General features: G+C 42.4%; 28 protein-coding genes. 21 read left to right on the top strand and 7 right to left on the bottom strand.

The window, feature by feature from the left end:
* Positions 1-103: 103 nt before the first annotated feature.
* Both pyk and ACTJKG_RS04870 read right to left on the bottom strand, forming a co-directional pair.
* The gene (gene pyk / locus ACTJKG_RS04875; protein ID WP_172333971.1) at positions 104-1,540 is read right to left on the bottom strand and encodes a pyruvate kinase; all 1,437 of its coding nucleotides are present in this window, start codon (positions 1,538-1,540) and stop codon (positions 104-106) included.
* A gap of 69 nt (positions 1,541-1,609) precedes the next feature.
* Positions 1,610-2,035, bottom strand: a complete 426-nt coding sequence (locus tag ACTJKG_RS04870) for an IPExxxVDY family protein (RefSeq protein WP_440738502.1) — start codon at positions 2,033-2,035, stop codon at positions 1,610-1,612.
* A gap of 148 nt (positions 2,036-2,183) precedes the next feature.
* On the opposite strand from ACTJKG_RS04870, the gene ACTJKG_RS04865 reads away from it, so the two are divergent.
* From ACTJKG_RS04865 to rnc, 3 genes are read left to right on the top strand one after another with little or no spacing between them, the layout of a single operon-like run.
* Positions 2,184-2,420, top strand: a complete 237-nt coding sequence (locus ACTJKG_RS04865) for an acyl carrier protein (protein WP_031266521.1) — start codon at positions 2,184-2,186, stop codon at positions 2,418-2,420.
* 19 nt (positions 2,421-2,439) lie between these two features.
* Entirely contained in the window at positions 2,440-3,693 is a 1,254-nt protein-coding gene (gene fabF / locus ACTJKG_RS04860; RefSeq protein WP_172333973.1) for a beta-ketoacyl-ACP synthase II, read from the top strand.
* 12 nt (positions 3,694-3,705) lie between these two features.
* Positions 3,706-4,431: a ribonuclease III gene (rnc, locus tag ACTJKG_RS04855; RefSeq protein ID WP_172333974.1), complete on the top strand. Its 726-nt coding sequence runs from the start codon at positions 3,706-3,708 to the stop codon at positions 4,429-4,431.
* Positions 4,432-4,573: 142 nt separating this feature from the next.
* Here the strand turns inward: rnc and ACTJKG_RS04850 are convergent, their stop codons facing one another.
* On the bottom strand, positions 4,574-5,371 hold the full coding sequence (locus ACTJKG_RS04850) for a hypothetical protein (protein WP_440738501.1): 798 nt from the start codon (positions 5,369-5,371) through the stop codon (positions 4,574-4,576).
* 249 nt (positions 5,372-5,620) lie between these two features.
* On the opposite strand from ACTJKG_RS04850, the gene ACTJKG_RS04845 reads away from it, so the two are divergent.
* The 4 genes from ACTJKG_RS04845 (at position 5,621) to ACTJKG_RS04830 (ending at position 8,515) form a co-directional block, all read left to right on the top strand.
* Entirely contained in the window at positions 5,621-6,496 is an 876-nt protein-coding gene (locus ACTJKG_RS04845) for a YicC/YloC family endoribonuclease (protein ID WP_235953954.1), read from the top strand.
* A gap of 62 nt (positions 6,497-6,558) precedes the next feature.
* Positions 6,559-7,176 (top strand): guanylate kinase, encoded by a 618-nt coding sequence (gmk, locus tag ACTJKG_RS04840; RefSeq protein ID WP_440738500.1) that lies wholly within the window; start codon positions 6,559-6,561, stop codon positions 7,174-7,176.
* Positions 7,177-7,252: 76 nt separating this feature from the next.
* Complete coding sequence (gene nadD / locus ACTJKG_RS04835) at positions 7,253-7,825, top strand: nicotinate (nicotinamide) nucleotide adenylyltransferase (RefSeq protein WP_172333976.1); 573 nt, start codon at positions 7,253-7,255, stop codon at positions 7,823-7,825.
* Positions 7,826-7,915: 90 nt separating this feature from the next.
* Positions 7,916-8,515: a tRNA-(ms[2]io[6]A)-hydroxylase gene (locus ACTJKG_RS04830; RefSeq protein WP_371742426.1), complete on the top strand. Its 600-nt coding sequence runs from the start codon at positions 7,916-7,918 to the stop codon at positions 8,513-8,515.
* 157 nt (positions 8,516-8,672) lie between these two features.
* On the opposite strand, the gene ACTJKG_RS04825 is transcribed toward ACTJKG_RS04830, so the two are convergent.
* A complete protein-coding gene (locus tag ACTJKG_RS04825) occupies positions 8,673-10,271 on the bottom strand; it encodes an FAD-dependent monooxygenase (protein ID WP_440738499.1) in 1,599 nt (532 codons plus the stop codon).
* 7 nt (positions 10,272-10,278) lie between these two features.
* On the bottom strand, positions 10,279-10,989 hold the full coding sequence (locus tag ACTJKG_RS04820; RefSeq protein ID WP_440738498.1) for an SAM-dependent methyltransferase: 711 nt from the start codon (positions 10,987-10,989) through the stop codon (positions 10,279-10,281).
* A gap of 57 nt (positions 10,990-11,046) precedes the next feature.
* On the opposite strand from ACTJKG_RS04820, the gene ACTJKG_RS04815 reads away from it, so the two are divergent.
* The 14 genes from ACTJKG_RS04815 (at position 11,047) to ACTJKG_RS04750 (ending at position 21,648) form a co-directional block, all read left to right on the top strand.
* Positions 11,047-11,763, top strand: a complete 717-nt coding sequence (locus ACTJKG_RS04815) for a hypothetical protein (protein WP_172333979.1) — start codon at positions 11,047-11,049, stop codon at positions 11,761-11,763.
* Between the two features lie 108 nt (positions 11,764-11,871).
* Positions 11,872-12,252, top strand: a complete 381-nt coding sequence (gcvH, locus tag ACTJKG_RS04810) for a glycine cleavage system protein GcvH (RefSeq protein ID WP_172333980.1) — start codon at positions 11,872-11,874, stop codon at positions 12,250-12,252.
* Positions 12,253-12,442: 190 nt separating this feature from the next.
* Positions 12,443-12,823 carry a glycine cleavage system protein GcvH gene (gcvH, locus tag ACTJKG_RS04805; RefSeq protein WP_172333981.1) on the top strand — a complete coding sequence of 127 codons (381 nt, stop codon included), beginning with the start codon at positions 12,443-12,445 and terminating at the stop codon, positions 12,821-12,823.
* Positions 12,824-13,219, top strand: coding sequence for a VanZ family protein (locus ACTJKG_RS04800; protein WP_440738497.1), 396 nt, complete (start codon positions 12,824-12,826; stop codon positions 13,217-13,219).
* A gap of 398 nt (positions 13,220-13,617) precedes the next feature.
* A complete protein-coding gene (locus ACTJKG_RS04795; protein WP_076373926.1) occupies positions 13,618-13,833 on the top strand; it encodes a FeoA family protein in 216 nt (71 codons plus the stop codon).
* A 12-nt stretch (positions 13,834-13,845) separates the two neighbouring features.
* Positions 13,846-15,960, top strand: a complete 2,115-nt coding sequence (gene feoB / locus ACTJKG_RS04790) for a ferrous iron transport protein B (protein ID WP_172333983.1) — start codon at positions 13,846-13,848, stop codon at positions 15,958-15,960.
* Between the two features lie 139 nt (positions 15,961-16,099).
* Positions 16,100-16,711, top strand: a complete 612-nt coding sequence (locus ACTJKG_RS04785) for a SprT family zinc-dependent metalloprotease (RefSeq protein ID WP_166094937.1) — start codon at positions 16,100-16,102, stop codon at positions 16,709-16,711.
* A 201-nt stretch (positions 16,712-16,912) separates the two neighbouring features.
* Positions 16,913-17,551 carry an MBL fold metallo-hydrolase gene (locus tag ACTJKG_RS04780; RefSeq protein WP_172333984.1) on the top strand — a complete coding sequence of 213 codons (639 nt, stop codon included), beginning with the start codon at positions 16,913-16,915 and terminating at the stop codon, positions 17,549-17,551.
* Positions 17,552-17,669: 118 nt separating this feature from the next.
* The gene (locus ACTJKG_RS04775; RefSeq protein WP_253952175.1) at positions 17,670-18,845 is read left to right on the top strand and encodes an FtsX-like permease family protein; all 1,176 of its coding nucleotides are present in this window, start codon (positions 17,670-17,672) and stop codon (positions 18,843-18,845) included.
* 9 nt (positions 18,846-18,854) lie between these two features.
* Entirely contained in the window at positions 18,855-19,226 is a 372-nt protein-coding gene (locus tag ACTJKG_RS04770; protein ID WP_172333986.1) for a hypothetical protein, read from the top strand.
* A 106-nt stretch (positions 19,227-19,332) separates the two neighbouring features.
* Complete coding sequence (rbfA, locus tag ACTJKG_RS04765; RefSeq protein ID WP_172333987.1) at positions 19,333-19,704, top strand: 30S ribosome-binding factor RbfA; 372 nt, start codon at positions 19,333-19,335, stop codon at positions 19,702-19,704.
* 9 nt (positions 19,705-19,713) lie between these two features.
* Positions 19,714-20,400 (top strand): peptidoglycan DD-metalloendopeptidase family protein, encoded by a 687-nt coding sequence (locus ACTJKG_RS04760; RefSeq protein WP_172333988.1) that lies wholly within the window; start codon positions 19,714-19,716, stop codon positions 20,398-20,400.
* Positions 20,401-20,461: 61 nt separating this feature from the next.
* A complete protein-coding gene (locus tag ACTJKG_RS04755) occupies positions 20,462-21,136 on the top strand; it encodes an energy transducer TonB (protein ID WP_440738496.1) in 675 nt (224 codons plus the stop codon).
* Between the two features lie 26 nt (positions 21,137-21,162).
* The gene (locus tag ACTJKG_RS04750) at positions 21,163-21,648 is read left to right on the top strand and encodes a hypothetical protein (RefSeq protein ID WP_440738495.1); all 486 of its coding nucleotides are present in this window, start codon (positions 21,163-21,165) and stop codon (positions 21,646-21,648) included.
* Here the strand turns inward: ACTJKG_RS04750 and ACTJKG_RS04745 are convergent.
* Both ACTJKG_RS04745 and ACTJKG_RS04740 read right to left on the bottom strand, forming a co-directional pair.
* On the bottom strand, positions 21,637-22,491 hold the full coding sequence (locus ACTJKG_RS04745) for a hypothetical protein (RefSeq protein ID WP_172333991.1): 855 nt from the start codon (positions 22,489-22,491) through the stop codon (positions 21,637-21,639). The genes ACTJKG_RS04750 and ACTJKG_RS04745 overlap by 12 nt on opposite strands.
* Positions 22,492-22,587: 96 nt before the next feature.
* Positions 22,588-23,154, bottom strand: coding sequence for an RNA polymerase sigma-70 factor (locus ACTJKG_RS04740; protein ID WP_172333992.1), 567 nt, complete (start codon positions 23,152-23,154; stop codon positions 22,588-22,590).
* Positions 23,155-23,390 lie beyond the last annotated feature (236 nt).

Genomic DNA, 23,390 nt, shown 5'->3' with positions numbered 1-23,390 from the left:
TTATCCGCTTGCGCAAGTTTGTCCTATTCAAAATAATTATTACCAACAAAAAAGGCTCACCATTTGGCGAGCCTTTTTCCATTAAAAGTATATTTAAATAAGGTTATTCAACAACACTTACTTTAAGCATGTTGGTTTTACCTTGTTTAATAATAGGCACAGCGGCAGTGTTAATCACTACGTCGCCGGCTTTGATGAGGTCTTCTGCTTTTAGCATAGCATTTACATCAGCAATAGTTTGATCGGTACTTTCCAATTTATCATAGAAAAAGGCACGTACGCCCCAAACCAAACTTAAAGCATTTAGCAATTGCTTGTTGGATGTAAATATATAGGTGCTAGCCTGTGGTCTGTGGCTCGAGATCTGGAAAGCGGTATAACCCGATGTGGTCATAGAAACGATGCCAACCGCGTTGGTGTGTTGTGCCAGGTGAACGGCCGATTCGCAAACCGCGTTGCTAAGGTAATCTGGCGACGATGGATCGATATCATTAACTTTGGCGGTATTGAAGTTGTAGCCATGCTCTTCTACATTGCGCACAATTTTGGCCATGGTTTCAATAACAATAACCGGAAATTCACCAACTGATGTTTCGCCGCTAAGCATCACCGCGTCGGCACCATCCAATACAGAGTTAGCTACGTCATTCACCTCGGCACGTGTTGGGCGCGGGGTGGTGATCATCGATTCCAACATCTGGGTAGCTACAATTACCGGTTTTGAAGCCGCACGGCATTTTTTGGCGATCATTTTTTGCAGCAATGGCACTTCTTCCAATGGCATTTCTACACCAAGGTCGCCACGGGCTACCATCACACCATCTGTAGCGGCAATAATTTCGTCGATATTATCAATAGCTTCCGGTTTCTCTACTTTAGCGATAACCTTGGCTGCTTTGCCGCTTTGGGCAATAATGCGTTTAAGCTCTATAATGTCCTGACCGGTACGTACAAATGATAAACCTATCCACTCCACATCATATTTCAACGCGAATTGCAGGTTGATTAAGTCTTCTTCGGTTAAGCTTGGGATAGATACTTTGGTGTTAGGCAGGTTAACTCCTTTACGTGAAGTTAGGATACCGCCGTGTACCACTTCGCATATAACGGTATCTTTTTTGTTGGTTTCAATAACGCGTAACTGCAGTTTACCGTCGTCCAGCAAAATAATTTCATTGGCCTGAACATCTTGCGGAAAGGTATCATAAGTAATATAGATCTGCTCGTCGTTACCGATACATTCCTGAGTGGTGATTTTAATATGAGTTCCGTTAACCAGGTGTATGCCCCCATCTTTTACTAAACCAATACGAATTTTAGGGCCCTGCAAATCGGCCAGGATACCTACATTGGTTTTATATTGTTCGTTAATTTCGCGAATGATGTCAATTACGGCTTTATGATCCTCCGGTCTTCCGTGCGAAAAATTAAGGCGGCAAACATTAACACCGGCTTTGATCATGGCTAATAAAACATCTTTTTTAGCTGACGCCGGGCCCATGGTGGCTACAATTTTAGTACGATTATAGTATAGTTTCATATTGTTCGGGTTAAACTGGCTTACATTTATATTTAGTGTAAAACCAACACTCTTTTTTTAAATTTTGCGCTAAAATAACAGATTTTCCCGTGATTTTATTTTTTTCGGATCAATCTTTACGGCGGCCACAACTTCGGGTATCTTATTAATGGTTGATACCAGGCTGTCCAGGTCATCGTCGTCAATGTAATTGCGGATCATGATAAAGTAATCGGCGCTCCTGATCTCGGGCACCAGATAACCGTCAGATCCCTTATTACCAATAAAATAGAAGTCGGTTTCGGTGGTTTCCCACTGATAATGAAACAGAGAGAACAATACAGGCTCGGCCCCCTGATAAATATCAACGGCAAGGTCGTTTGACCTGGTAAAATTAAAATTTAAAGATTTGTTGATAAGGTAACAAATGCGGTAATCTTTTAATGATGTGGTTATGGCGATAAGCACAAAATCAAAATCGATCTCAAACTTTAAAAATTTCCTGTTCAAAATCATTACTTTTACAAACGTCAAAATTACGAATACAAACCGTTTGAATAAAATTTTGTTACCGAAATATATTGTAAAAGTTTTAGATTTGATAATTGACAGAATTTATTTTTCTTTGCACTGAATTTTTATTAATCATTAAACTATAAAGACTATGTCTGATATCGCTTCAAGAGTAAAAGCTATTATCGTAGAAAAACTGGGTGTTGACGAAAGTGAAGTTACACCAGAAGCGAGTTTCACCAATGATCTTGGTGCCGACTCGTTAGACACCGTGGAACTAATCATGGAGTTTGAAAAAGAATTTAACGTGGCTATTCCTGACGATCAGGCTGAAACTATTGGTACTGTTGGCCAGGCAGTTGCTTATCTTGAAAAAAACGTTAAATAAGACTCCCTAACTGGATTAAATGGAGTTTAAAAGAGTTGTAGTAACCGGGCTTGGAGCACTTACTCCTATTGGTAATACCGTTTCGGAGTATTGGAACGGGCTGATCAATGGGGTAAGTGGCGCTGCCTTAATCAAAAGTTTTGATACCGAAAAGTTCAAAACTAAATTCGCATGTGAAGTTAAGGGCTTTGATGCGGATGGTTTCCTGGGCCGTAAAGACGCCCGAAAATTAGATCCCTTTGTTCAATACGCTCTTTTTTCAACCGAAGAAGCTGTAAAGGACGCGGGATTAGATTTCGAAAAATTAGATGTTAACCGTATAGGTGTTATATGGGGAGCGGGCATAGGTGGCTTAAAAACCTTCCTTGATGAGGTGATGAACTTCGCTAAAGGCGATGGTTCACCACGTTTTAACCCCTTCTTTATACCTAAAATGATAGCCGATATTGCCCCTGGTCATATCTCTATCAAATATGGCTTACGCGGCCCCAACTTCACAACCGTTTCTGCCTGCGCTTCATCAAACAATTCCCTGATCGATTCATTTAACTATATCCGCATGGGTAAAGCTAATATGTTTATCAGCGGTGGTTCTGAAGCTATCATTAATGAAGCGGGTATTGGTGGTTTTAACGCTATGCACGCCCTGTCAACCCGTAACGATGATCCGGCAACGGCTTCACGCCCGTTTGATCTGGATCGTGACGGCTTTGTGGCCGGCGAAGGTGCAGGCACCATCATCCTGGAAGAGCTGGAGCACGCTAAAGCACGCGGCGCAAAAATTTATGCCGAAATGATAGGCGGAGGCATGAGTGCCGATGCTTACCACATGACCGCTCCGCACCCGGAAGGTTTAGGCGCGGCAGCCGTTATGCGCGCAGCTTTAGAGGATGCTAACCTTACTCCTGCAGATATTGATTATGTAAATGTTCATGGAACATCTACACCAATTGGCGATCCGCAGGAGATCAAGGCTATACATGATGTATTTGGCGATGATATTTACCGTATCAATATCAGCTCAACCAAATCCATGACCGGTCACTTGTTAGGTGCGGCTGGCGCGGTAGAAGCGATAGCATCAATATTAGCTTTAAAAAATGGTATCATCCCCCCTACTATAAACCATTTTACTGACGATCCTGCTTTTGACCCTAAAATCAATTTCACCTTTAACACTGCTCAAAAGCGTGATATAAGGATAGTTCAAAGCAACGGATTTGGTTTTGGTGGCCATAATGCTTCTGTTATATTTAAAAAGTACGAAGATTAATTGTGGTTGTGAATGCCTATCAGTCAGTTTTATAAGCTATATCTATCACCCAACAGGAAATACGTTAAGATTTTAAAGAATTTGCTCGGTTTTGTGCCGGGCAATTTGTCTTTATACCGTTTGGCGTTCCGGCATAAGTCGGTAGCCCAAAATGTAAAGAAAGGGGTAAAAAACAGCAACGAACGCCTGGAGTTCCTGGGCGATGCTGTGCTTGGCAGTGTTGTTGCCGAAGTACTCTTTAAACTATACCCGTATGAAGACGAAGGTTTTTTAACCGAACTGCGCTCCAAAATAGTAAGTCGTGTAAATCTTAACCAGCTTGCCCGTAAACTGGGTTTTGACAAACTGATTGAATACGATAGTCGTATGCTTAACTCCAGCCGGCAAGGCTCATTACTGGGTGATGCGTTTGAAGCCCTGGTTGGCGCCGTGTATTTGGATAAAGGGTATGATTTTACCAAAAGCTTTTTGATCAATCACATCATCAAATCGCATATTGATATCCATAAGCTGGAGCAAACCGAAACTAATTTCAAAAGCAAACTGATCGAGTGGTGCCAGCGCCATGGCCGCGATATTATTTTTGAACTGGTAACCAACCAAGAAGGCGAAAGTGCCAAGCTCTTCACCGTACAAGCCAGTGTTGATGGTGAAGTAGTGGGCGAAGGCAAGGAATTCAGCAAAAAGAACGCCGAAAAACTAGCCGCCGAAAAAGCCTGTGAGTCTTTAGGGATTTAAGGCATCGGCTTAAAGCGTCATCCTGAACTTGTTTCAGGATCTCTCATGACTTAGACCGATGTTATTCTTTTCATATTTTAAACACTTCTGATGGGATGCCGAAACAAGTTCGGCATGAATGACCCTTTATTTAATTCTCCAGTTAATGTTTTTCTTTTTTCAAAGTTTCACCGGGTTGTGATAGTTGCAGTGTGCTATCCCTTTTGATAAAAGTTGGCGAGTTCAATCCTTCCAACACCTCCTTTTGACCACTGTTTTTATAGTACTCATATGACTTTTGCATGTGCTTGATCAGGTCATAATCGGTCCAGCCTTTCAGGTCTTCGTATGATGGGGTATAGTAATTCATAAACCTGCGGGCGGCGCTATCGGTTGGTAATTTGGTATATTGTTTTACAAAATAAACATTGTAGCGCCTGTTAATTTCGGCCTGTTCAGCTTCGCCCTTGGCAAAGTTGGCAAAACGGCGCGCACGCCCTGGAGTTTTGCCAAAAAGCTCATAAAGCCCCGTAAGCGGACTGCTTAGAAACGAAAGTACTGGTGGTTTGCCGCTATAATAAGTACCCTGTTTGCGGTAATCGTTCATGATGGCATTAAGTTCTTGCTTTTTAGTTTGGCCAAGCACTTTTACTTCGGCCAGCTTAATCACTGGCTGCATGTATACCGGCATATCGCTGTTGTTCAACACCACAATTTTTTGCGGGGTATACTCATCTTTGGTAAAAAGCAAGGTATCGCCGGTAGACGCTTTTATGGAAAACCAACCCAGATCATCGCTGATCATGAGGCTGTTTGTTTTGAGATTTTTGATCAAAACCTGCCCCAGTCGTTCGGGCGTGCTCTTTTTTGAGATCACTCCTTTGAGCGTAAATTCCTGAGCTGAAGCTATTAAAGCAGAACAAATACAGGCAATAAGAAGCAGGGGAAAACGATAACGCATGTGTGATATTGAACGCAAAGATACCAACAGTATTTCACACCAAATGTAAAAAAGTGTTAAAGTTCTGTGGTAGGACAAGTCCGATAAGTCAGTAAAGTCCGGAAGTTTTTAACACTAAATATTTCTGGTCTGTTGAGTAAATATATTTCGTCTTTCGGTCTTATCGCACTTTTCGGGCTTTCGGACTTTACCGACTTATCGGACTTCCCCACTCTTTCAAACTTCAAAACAAAAATCCTATCTTTGCACATGATAAAATCCATGACAGGGTATGGAATTGCCAGTTTTGACTCCGGTAATACCAAATATACCGTTGAGATCAAATCCCTGAACAGCAAATTTCTTGAGCTATCCCTTCGCTTGCCCAAAATATTCTCTGAAAAGGAGTTTCAGCTGCGTAATGATTGCAGTAAGCAAATTGAGCGCGGCAAGGTAAACCTGTCTATCAATATTGAGCAGGTAAACACCGCGGTAAAAGCTGCCGGTATTGATAAAGATCTGCTTAAACAATACTACCTGCAGTTAAAAGAGGTGAGCCAGGAGCTTAATGAGCCAACCACCAATCTTTTACAGCTTGCCTTGGGATTACCTGAGGTAGTAAAATACGATGATGAAACCGCATCAGAGGATGAGTGGAAGCTGGTTGAAAAAACATTTCAGCAGGCTTTGGCAGCCTTTCAGCAATTCCGCTCTGATGAAGGTAACGTGCTCGAGAACGATGTAAAACACCGCATCAATATCATTCTGAAAAACCTGGAACTGGTAGAACTGGAAGATCCTAAACGTGTACCCCTGATACGTGAGCGCCTGAATACTTTTTTAAGCGAAGCTGCCGACAGGGAAGCTATTGACCAGAACCGTTTTGAGCAGGAGCTGATATACTATATTGATAAACTGGATATTACCGAAGAGAAAATACGCCTGAAAACCCATTGTGAGTATTTTATCGAAACCCTAAAAAATGCCGACGCCAATGGTAAAAAACTGGGCTTCATCTCGCAGGAGATCGGTCGCGAAATAAATACCCTGGGCTCTAAAGCCAACGATGCCAACATTCAAAAGTTGGTAGTGGGCATGAAAGAAGAGCTAGAAAAAATTAAAGAACAACTGTTAAACGTATTGTAGTAGCTTATAGTTGATGGTTCATAGATCATGGCTTTTTTGCCTTGAGCTATTTGCTATTAACTATGAACCATTATCCATTAACTATGAACCCGGAAGGTAAACTCATCATATTCTCAGCTCCGTCGGGGGCGGGTAAAACCACCATAGTACATCACCTGCTTAGCAAAATGCCCGAGCTTGAGTTTTCCATTTCGGCCACTACCCGTGAATGCCGTGGCGATGAGGTGCACGAAAAAGATTATTACTTTATCAGCAAAGAAGAATTTTTGCATCGCATAGCTAAAAAGCAATTTGTGGAGTTTGAAGAGGTTTACAGCGGCACATTTTACGGCACCCTGCGTACCGAAATTGAACGCATCTGGGCAAAAGGGAAAACCGTGATATTTGACATCGATGTGGAAGGCGGCATGCACCTGAAACGTAAATACGACGGACAGGCCTTAGCCATATTTGTACAGCCCCCTTCACTGGAGGTTTTGATAGAGCGCCTTACCGGCCGCGGTACCGATAGCGAAGAAAAACTGAAAGAGCGTTTTGCTAAAGCCGAAAAAGAACTTAAATACGCCCCACAGTTTGACATTATCCTCAAAAATTACGATCTTGATACGGCTTGCAAAGAGGCTGAAGAACTGGTGAGGAACTTTATTAGCCCCCCCAGCCCCCTGAAGGGGGAGCTCTAATTTACTTAGTCAAGAGGTTTACAACATAAAAACATAATTATTCATTCCCCTTCAGGGGGTTAGGGGGCACCTGCTAATGAAAATAGGCTTACTGTTTGGTTCATTTAACCCTATACACATAGGGCACCTGATTATTGCCAATTACATGGCCAACCATACCACGCTTGATAAAGTTTGGCTGGTGGTATCGCCGCAAAACCCACTCAAAAAGTATGGCGACCTGATCAATACCTACGACAGGTTGGAAATGGCTAAACTGGCTACGGATCATGCCACCAACATTACCGTAAGTGATGTGGAGCTAAAACTGCCTCAACCTTCCTACACTATTGATACGCTCGCCCATCTCAAAGAAAAGTATCCGGAGCATGACTTTGCCCTTATCATGGGATCAGATAACCTGGGGACACTGCACAAATGGAAAAACTATAAGTTGATCCTGCGCGATTACAAAATATATGTATATCCACGCCCCGGTTATGAAAATGCCGAACTGGCCGATCATCCTGCGGTTACCATCACCATGACCCCACAAATGGAATTATCGGCAACCTTTATCCGCAAATCCATCGCCGAAAAAAAGAACGTGCAATATTTTGTACCAGACCCGGTGTTGAAATTTATTGAAAGTAAGGGACTATATAGGTAAGTTTAAAGCCGAAAGGTTAAGGGTTAAAGGTTTTCCCTTAACATCCCTCTGTGCTTTTATCTTTCGCCCCCTTAAACTATCTTTGTTCCTGTGAGCGAAAAAACCATACTGAAACTGCAGCTGCCCACCGATCCGCTTTGGGTCAAAAACGTGGTGGAAAGCAATATTGAGGAGTTACTGACCGATCATGCTTTTTGCGAGCAAAAGGCGGCCAGCAATGCTATTACTCTTATTGTGCAAAACCCCAATCTGAATGATCTGGTACAGGAAATGGCACTGTTGGTTCAGGAGGAGATGGATCATTTTAAACGCGTGCACGATATTATACTGCAACGGGGTTTTGTACTGGGCCGCGAGCGCAAGGACAATTACGTGAATGAGCTGCGCAAATTTATTATCATAGGCGGTGGTCGCGAAGCGCAATTGATAGACAGATTGTTGTTTTCGGCCATGATAGAGGCCCGTAGCTGCGAACGCTTTAAAGTGCTTTCGGAAAACATCGGCGACACCTATTTATCTGAGTTTTACCACGAGCTCATGGTAAGCGAAGCCACTCATTACGCCACCTTTATTCGCCTGGCCAAAAAATATGCGGTTGAGATTGATGTAGATAAACGCTGGGCCGAATTTTTAAAATACGAAGCGCAAGTGATCCAAAACTATGGCAAAAGCGAAACCATACACGGGTAGTTTAATAGTGAGTAGCCATTAGTGAGTGGTTAAAGCTTGTTATCGATAATTTACTCACTATATAACCTAAAAATTATTATCTATAATTCATTACTCACTATTTAAACTGAAAGGTTTATTGCCCACATTTCACTGCTAACCATTCATCACTCACCGCTTAAACCTTAACAAACCCTACCACATTTTGCAGATAATTGTCCATCATCTCGATATCCACTACATCATTAATAAAGCCGATGTGCATATCGGGGCGAACGATGATGGCTTTCTTTTGCTTTTCTTTAATACCAAAAGCATCAAAAACATGTTGGTTTTTGGCTGATGGCGGCAGATAAAAAAAGTTAAGGGCGCCGGTATAGTTTTGGGTGATCCATTTGGCCAGGGTAAACAAGTCGATCTCCTGTAGCTTACCCAGGGTTATCATGGTAAAACCGGGCTTGCTGCACCATTCATGCAGATCGGTTTCCTGCTGTTTCTTTTCGTCAAACACTTTGAGATACGGCAATCTGTCGCCGGCTTTTACGAGCGAATCATGGCTCAGGTGCAGGTTGATCTGGCTTTCGCGATAGTTGATGCCGGTTTGTGAGAGGCGCTTAAAAAACGAATCCCGCAATACGGGCTTACCCCAAACGTTTTTCAGGATAGCAGGAAGTGCCCATTTTTTTAACAGGCCCACAAACCAATTGCGCGACAGTATCAATTTAAAAACACGATCGGTAGTGTTCAACAGGTCTTTGGCTACAGGCATACGCTCGGCAGCGTAGCTATCCAGTATTTTTTCCTGTAATTGATTATTCACTACACCTACCAGTTTCCAGGCCAGGTTATAGGCATCCTGTAAACCAGTGTTCATCCCCTGCCCGCCCACTGGCGAGTGGATATGCGCAGCATCGCCAATCAAAAAAGACCTCTTTTGCCTGAAATTATCGGCCATGCGATGATGCAGGCGATAGGTAGTAAACCAGTTGGTATGTTCTACCCCAATGGTTTGGCCGGTAATAGCATTCAGGTGAGGTAGTATTTCTTCTATTGGCATATCCTCTCTTTGACTAAGCTCAACGGGCACCTGACCAACAATTCGGTAACAATTTTTTTGGGGCATTGGGAAAAATCCGGCGAACCCTTTTTTCGCTAAAAACAAATTCACCTTGTCGCTAAAAGCATTGCTTATTTTCACATCGGCCAGGTAAAACTGGTATTGGTAGGTATCGCCATTAAACGGTATACCCAGTTGTTTGCGTACCATACTGCGTGCACCATCGGCACCAATAAGCCAGTCGCAGGTAATATGCTGGGTTTCCTCCCCGCTTTGTAGTTGCGCTATCACCTTATCGGCCTGCTGCTCTATGGCCAGCAACGAGGTATTCCAGTAAACCGGGCAGCAGTTCAGTGTTAAAAAATCCAGTAAAAGCCGTTCGTTTTTGCTCTGCGGATACAGATGCACAAATGGAAAGGCAGTTTGCCCATCGCCAACATTATTCAATGATAATTCAAGTACATTTTTGCCTTTCTGGTTAAATACCACGCCAGCGGCCTGCTTGCCTCCTTTTATAATGGCATCAATAACGCCCATTTGCCGGTATATCTCCAACGACCGGGCCTGCACAGCCAGTGCTTTAGAATGGGTAGTTGGCCCTTGCTTACTGTCAATAATTACCGGCTGTACACCATAACGCAATAGCTGGGCAGCCATCATTAAACCCGAAGGACCTGCGCCTACTATCAACACACTGGTATGCTGCTGCGTAACCGTCATTGTTTATTTATGGATGAAAAAGCAGAAAAATGGTTGGCCGCTTGTGCAGCTCGGGAACTTTTTTCTGCCACTCGGCAATGGTTTTGGTTTGTACAAATTCTGTAGGCGCAGTTAAATCGGTTGCTATGCAAAGCTTGGTTTTAGGATTTGCTGTTTTTAAAATCTCTTCCAGCATAGGGTTATTGCGAAATGGGGTTTCAATAAATAGCTGTGTTTGATCGAGCTTAATGGCCGCTGCTTCCAGCTCTTTGATCTTTTTGCTGCGCAGCGCTTTATCAATAGGCAAATAACCATGGAAAGTAAAGCTTTGCCCGTTAAAGCCAGATGCCATCAGCGCCAGCAAAATAGAGCTTGGCCCTACCAGAGGCACCACCTTAATACCCATGCGATGTGCCTTATCTACAATCTCGGCGCCGGGATCGGCAATGCCGGGGCAGCCGGCTTCGCTCATCAGGCCTACGTCGTTACCCGCCTGTAAGCCTTTAAAAAAATCGGCTTTACCCATATCACGGTTATGCTTACTGTAATCATGAATGAGGAGTTCGCTTTGGGGCGTTTTTAAGCCCGCCAGCTTTAAAAACTTGCGGGCGGTTTTCTCATTCTCTACAATGTACTCTTTGATACTGTTAATGGTATCAACCAGGTAAGGGGTAAATGATTGGGCGGCTGTTTCTTCAGCCAGCGGTACGGGTATTAAATAAAGGGTTCCATAGGGCATATTGCAAAGTTGCTGTTTTTTGTTTAAATTAAGCTATTGAAAGGAGTCTGAAAAAAAATGAATTCATTGGGCGTAAACTGGTTTATTGAGGGATATATAGATTTTGAACAAAAAAAGTACGTCCTCCTGAATTATTTACAAGAAATTAACCGCCACTTTGATAAGAGTCGACTATATCCCAACCTGGCCGATCTTATTTTTCATTACAACAACCTGGTTGATTTTAGAAAGAACAAAACTGTGTTGCAACAGGCCTTTCCGCAGCGTTTAACGCAGGCTGATATCGACGCAGTAAAGCTTACCTATCAAAAGATCATTAAGGACGATCAGAACATGCAGGAGATTGAGCAGATTATTGCCTATGCCCTGGCACAGATGGATCCTGCGATACAAACGGGTAAAGAGATCTATGATTTTGTGGAGAGCCGCCTAAATATCGATCCGGTAGGTATTGTTCCCCTGATGCCTTATCATGGTTATTTTTCGTTACGCAACGGCAAGGAGCGCACCAATTGGATATATGAATATCACCTCACTATTTTTGAGGATAAGGACGATAAATACCGCGGCATCAACATTTCCTTTATTGATACCTATGAGCACAGCATCACCAATACACCCGAGGCCATAAAGCTGAACCTGATTAACCGTAATAAGTTTTTACCCAACCCCGCGGTATATTATGTGCATAGCGACATCACTTTCCCTCTGGAGCAAACCTTGTTGCCGGTAGCCAAAAGAAGCCTGGTAAAATATATTTCGAGGGCGGCATAAAGTTTTCTGATCCCTTAATCCTATAAAAATCATGGCTAAAATGAATGGGCCTTACCCCTTGTAGTGGTATAAAGTTTTACTACTTTTAAATAACCAAAACCAACGAACATGGATTTTCCAAGTAATTTAAAATACACCCGAGATCACGAGTGGGTACTTGCAGAGGGCGATACAGCAACTATAGGTGTTACCGAATTTGCGCAGCGCGAGCTAGGCGATATTGTTTTTGTTGACATCCCAACCGTGGGGAAAAAAATCGAACAGGAAGAGGTTTTTGGGACAATCGAGGCCGTAAAAACCGTATCTGACGTATTTATGCCCGTTGCCGGCGAAATTATTCAATTTAATGAGGAATTGGAAAGCAGCCCGGAGATTATAAATGAAGATCCGTATGGCGATGGCTGGATTGTTAAGATTAAGCTCAAAGATCCAAAATCTGTTAATTCGCTTTTGTCTGCAGACGAATACAAAAAACTGATAGATCAATGATTTCTTATAAAAACTGAGGCTTGCTTTTTAGCAGGTCTCCTTTTTTATCCGTTCCATTTGATCTGAGTGACCCCTGATATTTCGTGGATATTTTCCAGCGATCCTGAAAATTTATTGCCTATAACAATAAATTCCCGGATATTGTGATAGCCCAAAGTTTTACTATTTTTGGGCTCACAAAATTAACAATATGAATTTTCCAGCTGAGTTAAAATACACTAAAGATCACGAGTGGATACGCGTTGAAGGTCAAGAAGCAACTGTGGGCATCACCGAATTTGCACAGCGTGAATTGGGCGACATTGTTTACGTTGACGTTCCTACCAAAGGAAAAGCACTTGAACAGGATGAAGTTTTTGGAACGATAGAGGCCGTTAAAACAGTATCTGACCTATTTTTACCGGTTGCGGGAACAGTTACCGAGCTTAACCCCGACTTAGACGGAGAACCAGAGTTGGTGAATACCGACCCTTATGGCGACGGTTGGATAGTGAAAATACAACTTGCTGATGTATCTTCTGTTGATTCACTTTTATCGGCAGCTGATTACGAAGCTTTGGTAAACGCTTAAATGAAACTATTTTTAAAATATCATGGGCTCACAATTTTGTGGGCCTTATTTGTTTTTACGATGTGCGCCGTTGATCTGGGCAATGCGGATAAGTCGCCTATGTTTTTCCCGGGCTTTGATAAACTAACCCATACCAGCTTCTTTTTCACGCTGATAGTGCTTTTTTGCAACGGAATAATAAGGCAACAAAAACCACTGTCGCTCTCGTATAAACAAATAGTTTTAGTTACCATAGTTGCCATTATTTTTGGTGGGCTGATAGAAATACTTCAGCTCACCATTTTTACTTGGCGCAGCGCCGATTGGAGCGATCTTTTTGCAGATACTTTGGGTACTTGCATGGGTATGTTCGCGGTACTGGTAACATTAGGAGCAACGGGTTATGGTAAAAAATAAATTCATTGTATTAGGGGCACTCGTATTATTAACGGGCTTATCGTCATGCGGCATATTCAAAAAAAGCTGTAATTGCCCGCATTTTTCTGATGTGCGGATGTGCAAATATGCGGATGGGCAGAGGATGGGATAGATTCTAACCATCTTAGGCGGCTTTTAACTCCACGCGTCATTGCGAGGCACAAAGCAATCCCCGATAGGCAGAGCCGCTTTGTATAGTATGGAGATTGCTTCGTGCCTCGCAATGAGGTGCAGGGTAATCTGAAGTTTGCATATCCACATCGTCATCATTTTATCATTTCTCATCTGCATATCTGCACATTTGCACATCAATCGCGTTCCCCTTATTTGGATTTAATATAAATAAGATTACATTTGCTGTGGTTTAAAATTATACGATGACACTTTCACAACTTGAAGTAGGCGAAATAGGAATTGTAAAGGAATTTACTGATCTGGAAATGTCGGTAAAACTGATGGAAATGGGTTGCCTGCCAGGCGAGGAAATAAGAATTTCGCGCATTGCTCCCCTTGGTGATCCGATCGCTATTCACGTTTCGGGCTATCAGTTAAGTCTGCGGAAATTTGAAGCCTCCACCATCGTATTGCAATAGTATTTGTAAAAATTGAAAGCCGATATAAGAGTTGCACTTGTAGGAAATCCCAACACCGGTAAATCAACTCTCTTTAATATACTAACCGGTCTTAATCAAAAAATAGGAAATTTTCCTGGGGTTACTGTTGATAAAAAAACTGGCTTTTGTCAGCTCCCTGATGGCCGCACCGCCGAAATCATTGACCTGCCCGGTACCTATAGTATTTATCCCAAAAGTAAAGACGAATCCGTTGTATTTTCGGTATTGGCGGATAAAGCCAAAGGACTAACACCCGATTTGATCGTGGTAATACTGGATGCCTCCAACCTGAAACGCAATTTATTGCTTTATACCCAGATAGCCGATTTGAAAATACCCATCGTGGTGGCTTTAAACATGATCGACGTATCTGAAAAAGCAGGTATTGATATCGACATCAACCTGTTCGCTAAAAAATTGGGGGTGCAGGTAGTGCCAATCTCGGCACGTAAGATCAAAGGCATCGACCAGCTTAAAAACGCTATCGCCCACACCAATAAAATAGCCCTGCAGCAAGATACCATTGATGTAGAAGTTATTGCCCCGCAAATTATAGCGCAGATCAAAGACGATCTGAAGATCGACAACTCTTACCTTGCCCTGCAACTGGCGCATCAGCATGAAACGCTGAGCTATCTTTCCACCGAGCAAAGCGACAGGATAGAAAAACTGGAACACGAGTTTTCGTTTCATTCACAAAAATCCCAGGCCGCAGAAACCATCGCCCGCTATAATTTCATCAACGATTTATTGTACGATACGGTTAAAAAGCCCGAAACGGCACATGACGAAACCGTAAGCAATAAAATTGATAAGATATTGACGCATAAGATGTTCGGCTTTGTGATCTTCTTTGCCATACTCATGTTCATCTTTCAGGCCATATTTTCCTGGTCGGCCTACCCTATGTCGCTGATCGAGGATCTGTTTATCTGGCTGCAAAAAGTAATCAGTAATATATTGCCTGCCGGTCCGCTGGTAAGTTTGATAGTTGATGGTGTGCTTGCCGGATTAAGCGGAGTAATGGTATTTATACCGCAGATTGCTATCCTCTTCGCGTTGATATCCATCTTAGAAGATACTGGCTATATGTCGCGCGTTACCTTTATGATGGATAAGGTGATGCGTAAGGTGGGCCTCAACGGCAAATCGGTGGTGCCGCTTATTGGTGGTTTTGCCTGCGCGGTGCCCTCTATCATGAGTACCCGCAACATCGAAAACTGGAAAGACAGGATGATCACCATTATGGTTACCCCTTTGGTAGCGTGTTCAGCGCGATTGCCTATTTATACGCTGATGATCGCGCTGGTGGTACCCAACCGCAACGTATGGTGGATATTTAACCTGCAGGGCCTCGCACTTACCGCTATGTATCTGCTCAGCATTGTTTCGGCAGTTACGGTAGCTTTTGTCATGAAGTTTATTTTAAAAGCCCGCGAACGTGGTTATTTTATTATGGAACTACCTGTATATCGTATGCCCCGATGGAAAAACGTGGGCTTTACTATGTATGACCGTTCCAAAACATTTGTGCTACAGGCAGGGAAGGTAATCATTGCCGTATCGGTGATATTATGGGTGTTGAAATCATATGGCCCCGGCGATACTTTTGCCAAAATTGATCAAAAGTACCATCAACCGCAATACGTAAAAACCATGACACTCGATAGCCTCACCAAGGTTATCGCCTCAGAAAAACTGGAAAGTTCTTACGCCGGCGTATTTGGCCACGTGATTGAACCGGTAATTAAACCATTAGGCTTCGACTGGAAGATAGGCATAGCCCTCATCAGCTCCTTTGCTGCCCGAGAGGTTTTTGTAGGCACCATGGCCACCATTTACAGCGTGGAAGGCGATGCGGATAAAATGCAATCGGTTCAGGAAAAAATGCACGAGGCAACCAATCCCAATACCGGGCAGCCGGTATTTACACTGGCCGTCGCGTTTTCGCTCATGATGTTTTATGCCTTCGCTATGCAATGTGCCAGCACCGTCGCCGTGGTATATCGCGAAACCAAAAACTGGCGCTGGCCCGCCGTGCAGTTTGCCTATATGACTGCCCTGGCTTATACCGCCAGCTTTATAGTTTACCATTGGCTGAAATAGGCTTTGGGTTCATGGTTGATAGATTTTGGATTATGAACAAATAATAATCTCTTTGTAAATACTTTAAAAACTTCTGGCTATGATCCATGAGCCATCAACTATGAACCGATGATTCCCTATATTTGTATAGAGGTAAAAATTGGATAAAGTAAAAGTTTTAGAAAAGTATCTTCCGCCAGACGCGGCTCCCCTTATTGGCCGCTGGATTGATTACTTTAAATGTGAATTTAAAATTTCGCGTAACCGCGGCAGTAAATTTGGCGATTACCGTGCACCTTACGGCGGCAAAGGTCACCGCATCTCCGTTAATTACGATCTTAACCCATACGCTTTCCTGGTAACTACAGTACATGAATTCGCGCATCTGCACACCTGGAACGAACATAAACAAAAAGCCAAACCACATGGCACAGAATGGAAGGCCAATTTCAAAAAAATGATGCAGCCTTTTTTTGAAAAAGACATTTTCCCTGCCGATGTAAAACATGCCATTACCAGCTATCTGAATAACCCGGCAGCATCCAGCTGCTCGGACTTGAATTTGTACCGTTCCCTACGCAAATATGACGCGCCTAAAGAATCTGTACTTACGGTAGAAAAAGTGCCGCTAAAAGCACTATTCAAAATAAAAGGCGGCAGGATCTTCCGCAAGGAAGAGCAATTGCGCAAGCGTTTTAAATGTACAGAGATAGCTACCAAGCGCGTTTATCTATTTAGCCCGGTTGCAGAGGTGGAGTTGGTAGAAGATTAGTTTTGATTCCGGATTTTATCTGAACCATGATTTACCAGATTAAAGGATTATAGGATTTTTTAATATCGTGGTAATCCTCAAATCCCACAAACGGCGTAGCCCTCAACGGAGTTAATCATGGTTCAGAAAAATTCTTCTATCAAATAAATCCGAAATCGAACATCCGAATTCCCAAATCAATAAAATCCTTACTTTTGGGCCATGGCAAAAGTGAAATCGTTTGTGAATAATCCTTACCAGGAAAACACCTATCTTTTATATGACGAAACCGGCGAATGTGTGATCATTGATCCGGGGATGTATACCGCTTCCGAACAAAACGCGCTTACACATTTTATAAGGGACAATAACTTAACACCGGTATTGTTATTAAACACCCATTGCCATATCGACCATGTATTGGGTAACAAATTTGTATTTGACACGTACGGGCTAAAACCAAAATTTCACGAGGGAGAATCTGAAGTACTAGCTGCTGTAGTAGCCTATGCCCCGCAAATGGGCATCCGTTATGAAGTATCTCCCCTGCCCGATGAGTTTCTGCCCGAAACCGGCAGCATCCAATTTGGCAATACCACCTTGCATTTGATCTTTGCTCCTGGCCATTCGCCTGCCTCGTTATGTTTTTATGACAAGGAAGCCAATATACTGATAGGCGGCGACGTGCTGTTCAGGCTGAGCATCGGCCGGTATGATCTTCCCGGCGGCAATTTTAGTACATTAATGGATAACATTACCACCAAATTGTTTCGCCTGCCCGATGATTGCATAGTTTATCCTGGCCACGGCCCAGAAACTACTATCGGTTACGAAAAACAAAACAACCCGTTTTTAAATTAAAAGTCAAAATTAAAAAGTCAAAAGTCCTTCCCAACTCATAACTTGCAACTTACAACTCCAAAACTAATTGAACACCTCGGTATATATAGCTAAACGGTACCTTTTTTCGGGCAAAAAAATGCACGCTATTAATATCATTTCGGGTATTTCCATGCTCGGTGTTTTAATTGGCAGCGCAGCGCTCATCATTATTTTATCGGTATTCAATGGTTTCGAAAAAGTGATCCTTTCGTTGTACAGCAACTTTACCCCAGAGATCAAGATAGAAACCCGCCTTGGTAAAACTTTTAATCCGGATACCGCCTATTTTAATACCTTGCATCAGGATAAACGCCTTATTTCCTACACCGAAGTATTGCAGGAAAAAGCACTGATCAAATATGGCGACAAAACCTTCCTGGCGACTTTAAAGGGAGTAAGTGACGATTTCTTGAAAAACAAACAGCTGGATAGCACCGTACAGGTGGGCTCTTTTACCTTAAAAAGCGGAGGGCGCAACTTCGCTGTTATTGGAGCTACTATTCAAAATAATCTGGGTATTAATGTTCATGATGAGCTTTCGCCCATACAAATATACTCGCCCAGACGGGGGACGGAAAGTTCAGACAATCCGCTTAATGAATTTGTGGTTCGCTCCATCAATCCATCCGGCGTGTTTGGTATTCAGCAGGAGTTTGACGATATTGTAGTAACTCCCCTGGAGTTTGCCCGCGATCTGCTTGATCAGCCCAAAGAGGTATCATCTATTGAGCTTACTTATAAAAAAGGCACCAATCTGGCATCGGTACAAAGCAAATTAATAGAAGATATTGGCAAAACATTCACCATAAAAAATCGCAAACAGCAAAACACCGAACTTTACAAAACCTTGAACTATGAGCGTTGGTCGATATTTATGATACTCACCTTTGTACTGATCATAGCAATATTTAACATTATTGGTTCGTTAACCATGCTAGTAATTGATAAGCGAAAGGACATTGCCATACTAAGCAGCCTTGGTGCCAACAAGCAAACCATTCAAGGCATCTTTTTTTTTGAAGGGATGATGATATCTCTCATCGGCTGTATTGCCGGCATTGCTTTGGGCCTGATATTCTGCCTGCTGCAACAGCATTTTGGCTGGATAAAAATGGGCGCGCAAATGTCGGTGATTGATGCTTATCCGGTTGATATTAACCCGGTTGATGTTGCCTTGGTATTTTTAACAGTTGGCATCATTTCTGTAATAGCATCAGGCATTAGCGCACGATTAAGTATTAAAGGTTTAGATGAAATCAAACAGGATTTGTAAATTTGCGGTATGAGGATAGGGTATATTAAATATTTCGCGTTCTTACTTGTTTTAATTGCTGCATGCTCATGTAACAGGAACTCATCAAAAGCCAAAGAACAAACAGTTTTTAAGGGTTTATATAGTTTTGGCCCCGAAATAAAATCATTCAAAGATTGCGATAGCGGCAGAGAGTTTTGGGTTACCGACAGTTCGGCCCAGTTAGAATTGCAATACTCACAGCTCAATTTCGAAAAACCTTACGAGCCTGTATATGTGGAGGTAGAAGGTATCAAATCAAAATCAGGAAAAGAAGGTATGGGATCTGAGTATGACAGTACCCTGGTTGTAAAAAAAGTTATAAAAATAACCAAAGAGATACCCCAGGACATTTGCAATTAATACGTTATTATTAATAGCTTTAATCATTCACAACGCCTGCTATATTTCAGCCGTTCTAAACCAAATAAATAAAACTCATTTGCCACAGTGGCGTTAATTAACTATTATGGAATCAAAACGTCAGCAAAAATTTGCCGGAGTAATACAGCAGGATCTGGCCGCCATATTTCAGCGCGAAGGCATGAACTATTTGCCAAATACCCTGGTAACCATTACTAAAGTACGCGTAACACCAGACTTGGCCATCGCCCGTATATTTTTAAGCTTTTTTGGCAACAACAACCTGCAACTGGCCCTGCAAACCATTAAATCACACGCATCCGAGATCAGGTATAAACTAGGCGCCCGTATTAAAGACCAGGTAAGGATCATTCCGCAGTTGGAGTTTTTTGTGGACGACACCAGCGAATACGTAGAGCGTATGGACAAGATATTTGAAAAACTAAGCAAAGAAGAGCGCCAGCCCGATACCGAATAACACTGCCGGATGGATCCGCATGCCCGTTTAAAAACTTACTTGCAAAACAACCCTGCAGCCATTGGCAAAGTGGTTGATTATAATGCCGGCTCCGACCGGCTTTTTCCGTTGGATTTTACCGCCGCTAACACCGACCTTAATATAGATATCATTGCCGATACACAACGGTTTACTGATTGGGTAAGTGAGAAATTAAAAGCCAGTAATTCCCGGTATGGCATTGGCGGCTATATGGAGCACCGCACCATTTACGCCGTGAGTTCACACTTTGATACCGATGATGAGCCGCGCCGCTTGCATTTAGGCGTTGATATCTGGGGCGATGCAGGTACGCTTATTTATTCGCCGTTTGATGGTACAGTTCACAGCTTTCAGGATAATAATAACCTGGGCGACTATGGCCCAGCCATTATATTGCAACATAACCTTGATGGCCTAACCCTGTACAGCCTCTACGGGCACCTAAGCCGCAAAAGCTTGAACGGGCTGACAGTTGGTATGCCCATCCGTAAAAACCAGCAGATAGCCACACTGGGCAACAACCAGGAGAACGGTCAGTGGCCGCCACACCTGCATTTTCAGCTCATGTATGATATGGAAGGTAAATATGGCGACTATCCCGGCGTATGTAAATACTCCGAAAAGGAAAAATACCGGCTGAATGTTCCCGACCCTGGCTTGGTTTTAGGCTTCTAACCCCACGTAAAAGCTAATTCATATTAAACTTTATATCCGTTTTATTGTCGATATTTATAGGATGATAAAGCGCCTGTTTATATTCGTTTCGCTGATGGTAACAACGGCATTAATGGCCTCCGCCCAGCCTGCTTTCAAAGGCGGCCAAAACGCGCTCCTGGATTTTTTAAGAACCAAGATAGTATATCCAGAATATTCCAGCAAAAATTGTATTTCGGGCACTATTGATGTAGCATTCAGGATTGACCGTAACGGCAAGGTTACCAGCGCCAGCGTTCAGCGGGGCCTGGGTATCGACCTGGATGATGAGGCCCTGCGGGTTATCAAACTTACATCAGGGCATTGGACTATCCCAACCGACTACAACGAAAACACCAACCTGGTACAACCTATTCGTTTCGATCCGTCCCAAACCAACTGCGGCTATCAGAATAACACGGCAAATATGCAGGCCGCCATTGATGATTATAAAAACCGGCAGGAGTTGGAAAACGCCGTAACTAATTACTATATCAATAAATACAAAGGCACAGCAGATACCAGTAAAGAATCTGCCATTCTGGCCTTAAAAAAACAGTTGGGTTTTGACGACGATCTGATCAGCGACCTGCTGAAACAGGCTAATCAAAAATTAAAACAGGGTGATAAAGAAGGCGCCTGCACCGACTGGACCTTTATCCGCAATATAGGCAGCGATAAAGCCGACAGCTTTATTAAAAGATATTGCGGGCAATAACTTTATAAAACCATTACATTCACTGCATGGTTCAACACGAGCAGCAATTACGCAAAAAGGTAAAAACCTGGATCATTATATTCATCATCGGCTTAGTATTAAGTGGTGTAACTGCCTTCCCCATCGAAACTGAACTGGCCTTTTTCGCGGCACACGCCCAGGCTTTCCCCACATTTATGCAACCTTGGATCATGAAGGTGTACCTGGCCGTAAAAACTACCAATCAAAACTATCCTTACTTAAGTTATGGTACCGATTGGCTGGCATTCGGCCACCTGGTAATAGCCATGGCATTTGTTGGGCCGTTAAAAGATCCTGTAAAAAACACCTGGGTTATCCAGTTTGGGATGATCGCCTGTATTATGGTGTTTCCATTGGCCTTTATCGCAGGTCCGATACGCGGTATCCCCATTTACTGGCGTTTTATTGATTGCTGCTTTGGCATTTTGGGTATTATACCGCTTTATATCTGTTATCGCGATATTAAAAAGCTGGAAGCCCTAACTTCCTGAGGAAAGCATATGTGGTGCTTTGGGCTTAGCGTTAACTATATCCCGGCTACCCGAAGGCACTGTCGAATTATTTCGATATAGTTGATTCAAAATATACTGCACTATCAGTTTCCCCATTTTTTGCTTTCCTATTGTTGACAAGTGACCGCTGTTTCGATAGAGGATCTTATGTTTTTTATAATTATCACATACCATACTAAAGGGCACCACTATGGTTGAATCCTGCAGATGGGTGTCTTTTAACAACTGATTAACCTGTTTGCGGTAATCATCAAGGCTACCCGTACTGCCATTATCAATAATTAAAGAAACTACTTCGTTACGGGCCTTTTGTAATACATCCAAACTATCGGTGGTTTCCTTAAAACCAAAATCGGGCATGGTCACAAAAACAGGCTCGATGTTGTTTTTTAACAGATCTCCTATAATGAGCGAACAGTAATAAGCGTAAAACTTGGCCCCCATTTCACCGGCGGCATCACTGGTACCTGCTAAAACAATGCAGTAATCAAGGTTGTGGTGTAAAATTTCGCTGCTGGAGTAAGGCGTACCCGGGTTGGTGTAAAGGTTATCATATATCTGTTTTGTTTTGGCCTCCGGCTCGCCAAATGAAATGATCTCTGTTTTTAAACCATGCTTTAAAAACTCATCGCTGATAATGGTATCGAGCGTGGTTCCGCTGGCCCAGCTATCGCCAATAATACCAATCCGGAGTATGTTGTTTTTGTGCTTTATTTCGTGCCGGGATAAATGCCTTGGTTCAAAAGAATATCTTTTATATAAGTAATAACCAAATTCAATTAACAGCACACCTGTTAATAATAACAACAGCTTTATTCGCATACTTATACCAGTTACAAAAGGGGGTTACGTAACAGCATTATTTTACGATCAAATATCCAATAAAGATTTACTTTTTATAAAATATTTCGGGAGTAATTATAGAAAAAACAGGTAAGTTACATGTTTTAAAGTTTGCCGCAGCTTTTCGAGCGCTATGCTCACCTGGCGCTCAACAGTTTTAGGAGAGATATTGAGCTTACTGGCAATCTCTTTATACTTCATATCGCTGAAACGGCTCATCACAAAAATTTCACGGCATTTCTGGGGCAGGGTGTCAATAGCCGCATTAATCTGCCGGGTTAGTTCCTTTTCTTCATACCCACTTTCTACGGTGTTACGTACCTCATCAAAAAGATTATTCTTTTCCAGATAAGCCACGTATAAGTTTTCTATTTTTTGATGTTTTAAGTAATTCAGGCTCCGGTTTTGTACCATTTTAAACAAATAAGACCCAACCGAAGTTGAAAAACTAACCTCATGACCTTTTTCCCATAAAAGAGCGAAAACATCGGCAACAATTTCTTCAGCAATAGAAAGATCATTAACAAAACGGTTGCAAAAAATCGTAAGCCGGGTATAATAAAGCTTAAATAAAGCTTCAAAAGCCCTTGCATCACCCTGCGTAAGTTTTGTAATGAGTATCTCGTCGCTTTTAGTAATCATTTATTCATAATCAAATCAAAATGAGGCACTTTTTAAAAAACTTTAACAAGTTAGCTAAAAAAATTTAAAAGTTTCAAATTTAATATCGAAATAATGATAAAGTAATTATAAAACATTCTGCATAGTGTAGCATAAACACAATTAATTCGGGGTTTTAATGCCCATTGCCGAATATTTATAAAAAATATTTTATAAAGTTTTGAGGGTAAGCCGTTTTTTAGTTGTCTTGCTAATAT

The sequence above is a fragment of the Mucilaginibacter sp. 22184 genome, from assembly GCF_052045695.1.
Lineage (GTDB): Bacteria > Bacteroidota > Bacteroidia > Sphingobacteriales > Sphingobacteriaceae > Mucilaginibacter.
Note: the sequence above shows the minus strand (reverse complement) of the source record. Positions and strands in the feature narration are given on the sequence as shown.

Coding starts and splice junctions, on each gene's coding strand:
- ACTJKG_RS04760 (WP_172333988.1), top strand. CDS start 19,714: ATGGATCCGCATGCCCGTTTAAAAACTTACTTGCAAAACAACCCTGCA.
- ACTJKG_RS04870 (WP_440738502.1), bottom strand. CDS start 2,035: ATGATTTTGAACAGGAAATTTTTAAAGTTTGAGATCGATTTTGATTTT.
- rbfA (WP_172333987.1), top strand. CDS start 19,333: ATGGAATCAAAACGTCAGCAAAAATTTGCCGGAGTAATACAGCAGGAT.
- nadD (WP_172333976.1), top strand. CDS start 7,253: ATGAAAATAGGCTTACTGTTTGGTTCATTTAACCCTATACACATAGGG.
- fabF (WP_172333973.1), top strand. CDS start 2,440: ATGGAGTTTAAAAGAGTTGTAGTAACCGGGCTTGGAGCACTTACTCCT.
- ACTJKG_RS04800 (WP_440738497.1), top strand. CDS start 12,824: ATGAAACTATTTTTAAAATATCATGGGCTCACAATTTTGTGGGCCTTA.
- ACTJKG_RS04845 (WP_235953954.1), top strand. CDS start 5,621: ATGATAAAATCCATGACAGGGTATGGAATTGCCAGTTTTGACTCCGGT.
- ACTJKG_RS04795 (WP_076373926.1), top strand. CDS start 13,618: ATGACACTTTCACAACTTGAAGTAGGCGAAATAGGAATTGTAAAGGAA.
- ACTJKG_RS04820 (WP_440738498.1), bottom strand. CDS start 10,989: ATGCCCTATGGAACCCTTTATTTAATACCCGTACCGCTGGCTGAAGAA.
- ACTJKG_RS04740 (WP_172333992.1), bottom strand. CDS start 23,154: ATGATTACTAAAAGCGACGAGATACTCATTACAAAACTTACGCAGGGT.
- ACTJKG_RS04750 (WP_440738495.1), top strand. CDS start 21,163: ATGGTTCAACACGAGCAGCAATTACGCAAAAAGGTAAAAACCTGGATC.
- ACTJKG_RS04775 (WP_253952175.1), top strand. CDS start 17,670: ATGCACGCTATTAATATCATTTCGGGTATTTCCATGCTCGGTGTTTTA.
- ACTJKG_RS04780 (WP_172333984.1), top strand. CDS start 16,913: ATGGCAAAAGTGAAATCGTTTGTGAATAATCCTTACCAGGAAAACACC.
- ACTJKG_RS04770 (WP_172333986.1), top strand. CDS start 18,855: ATGAGGATAGGGTATATTAAATATTTCGCGTTCTTACTTGTTTTAATT.
- gcvH (WP_172333980.1), top strand. CDS start 11,872: ATGGATTTTCCAAGTAATTTAAAATACACCCGAGATCACGAGTGGGTA.
- gmk (WP_440738500.1), top strand. CDS start 6,559: ATGAACCATTATCCATTAACTATGAACCCGGAAGGTAAACTCATCATA.
- ACTJKG_RS04815 (WP_172333979.1), top strand. CDS start 11,047: ATGAATTCATTGGGCGTAAACTGGTTTATTGAGGGATATATAGATTTT.
- ACTJKG_RS04745 (WP_172333991.1), bottom strand. CDS start 22,491: ATGCGAATAAAGCTGTTGTTATTATTAACAGGTGTGCTGTTAATTGAA.
- gcvH (WP_172333981.1), top strand. CDS start 12,443: ATGAATTTTCCAGCTGAGTTAAAATACACTAAAGATCACGAGTGGATA.
- ACTJKG_RS04850 (WP_440738501.1), bottom strand. CDS start 5,371: ATGCGTTATCGTTTTCCCCTGCTTCTTATTGCCTGTATTTGTTCTGCT.
- ACTJKG_RS04865 (WP_031266521.1), top strand. CDS start 2,184: ATGTCTGATATCGCTTCAAGAGTAAAAGCTATTATCGTAGAAAAACTG.
- pyk (WP_172333971.1), bottom strand. CDS start 1,540: ATGAAACTATACTATAATCGTACTAAAATTGTAGCCACCATGGGCCCG.
- ACTJKG_RS04825 (WP_440738499.1), bottom strand. CDS start 10,271: ATGACGGTTACGCAGCAGCATACCAGTGTGTTGATAGTAGGCGCAGGT.
- ACTJKG_RS04755 (WP_440738496.1), top strand. CDS start 20,462: ATGATAAAGCGCCTGTTTATATTCGTTTCGCTGATGGTAACAACGGCA.
- rnc (WP_172333974.1), top strand. CDS start 3,706: ATGCCTATCAGTCAGTTTTATAAGCTATATCTATCACCCAACAGGAAA.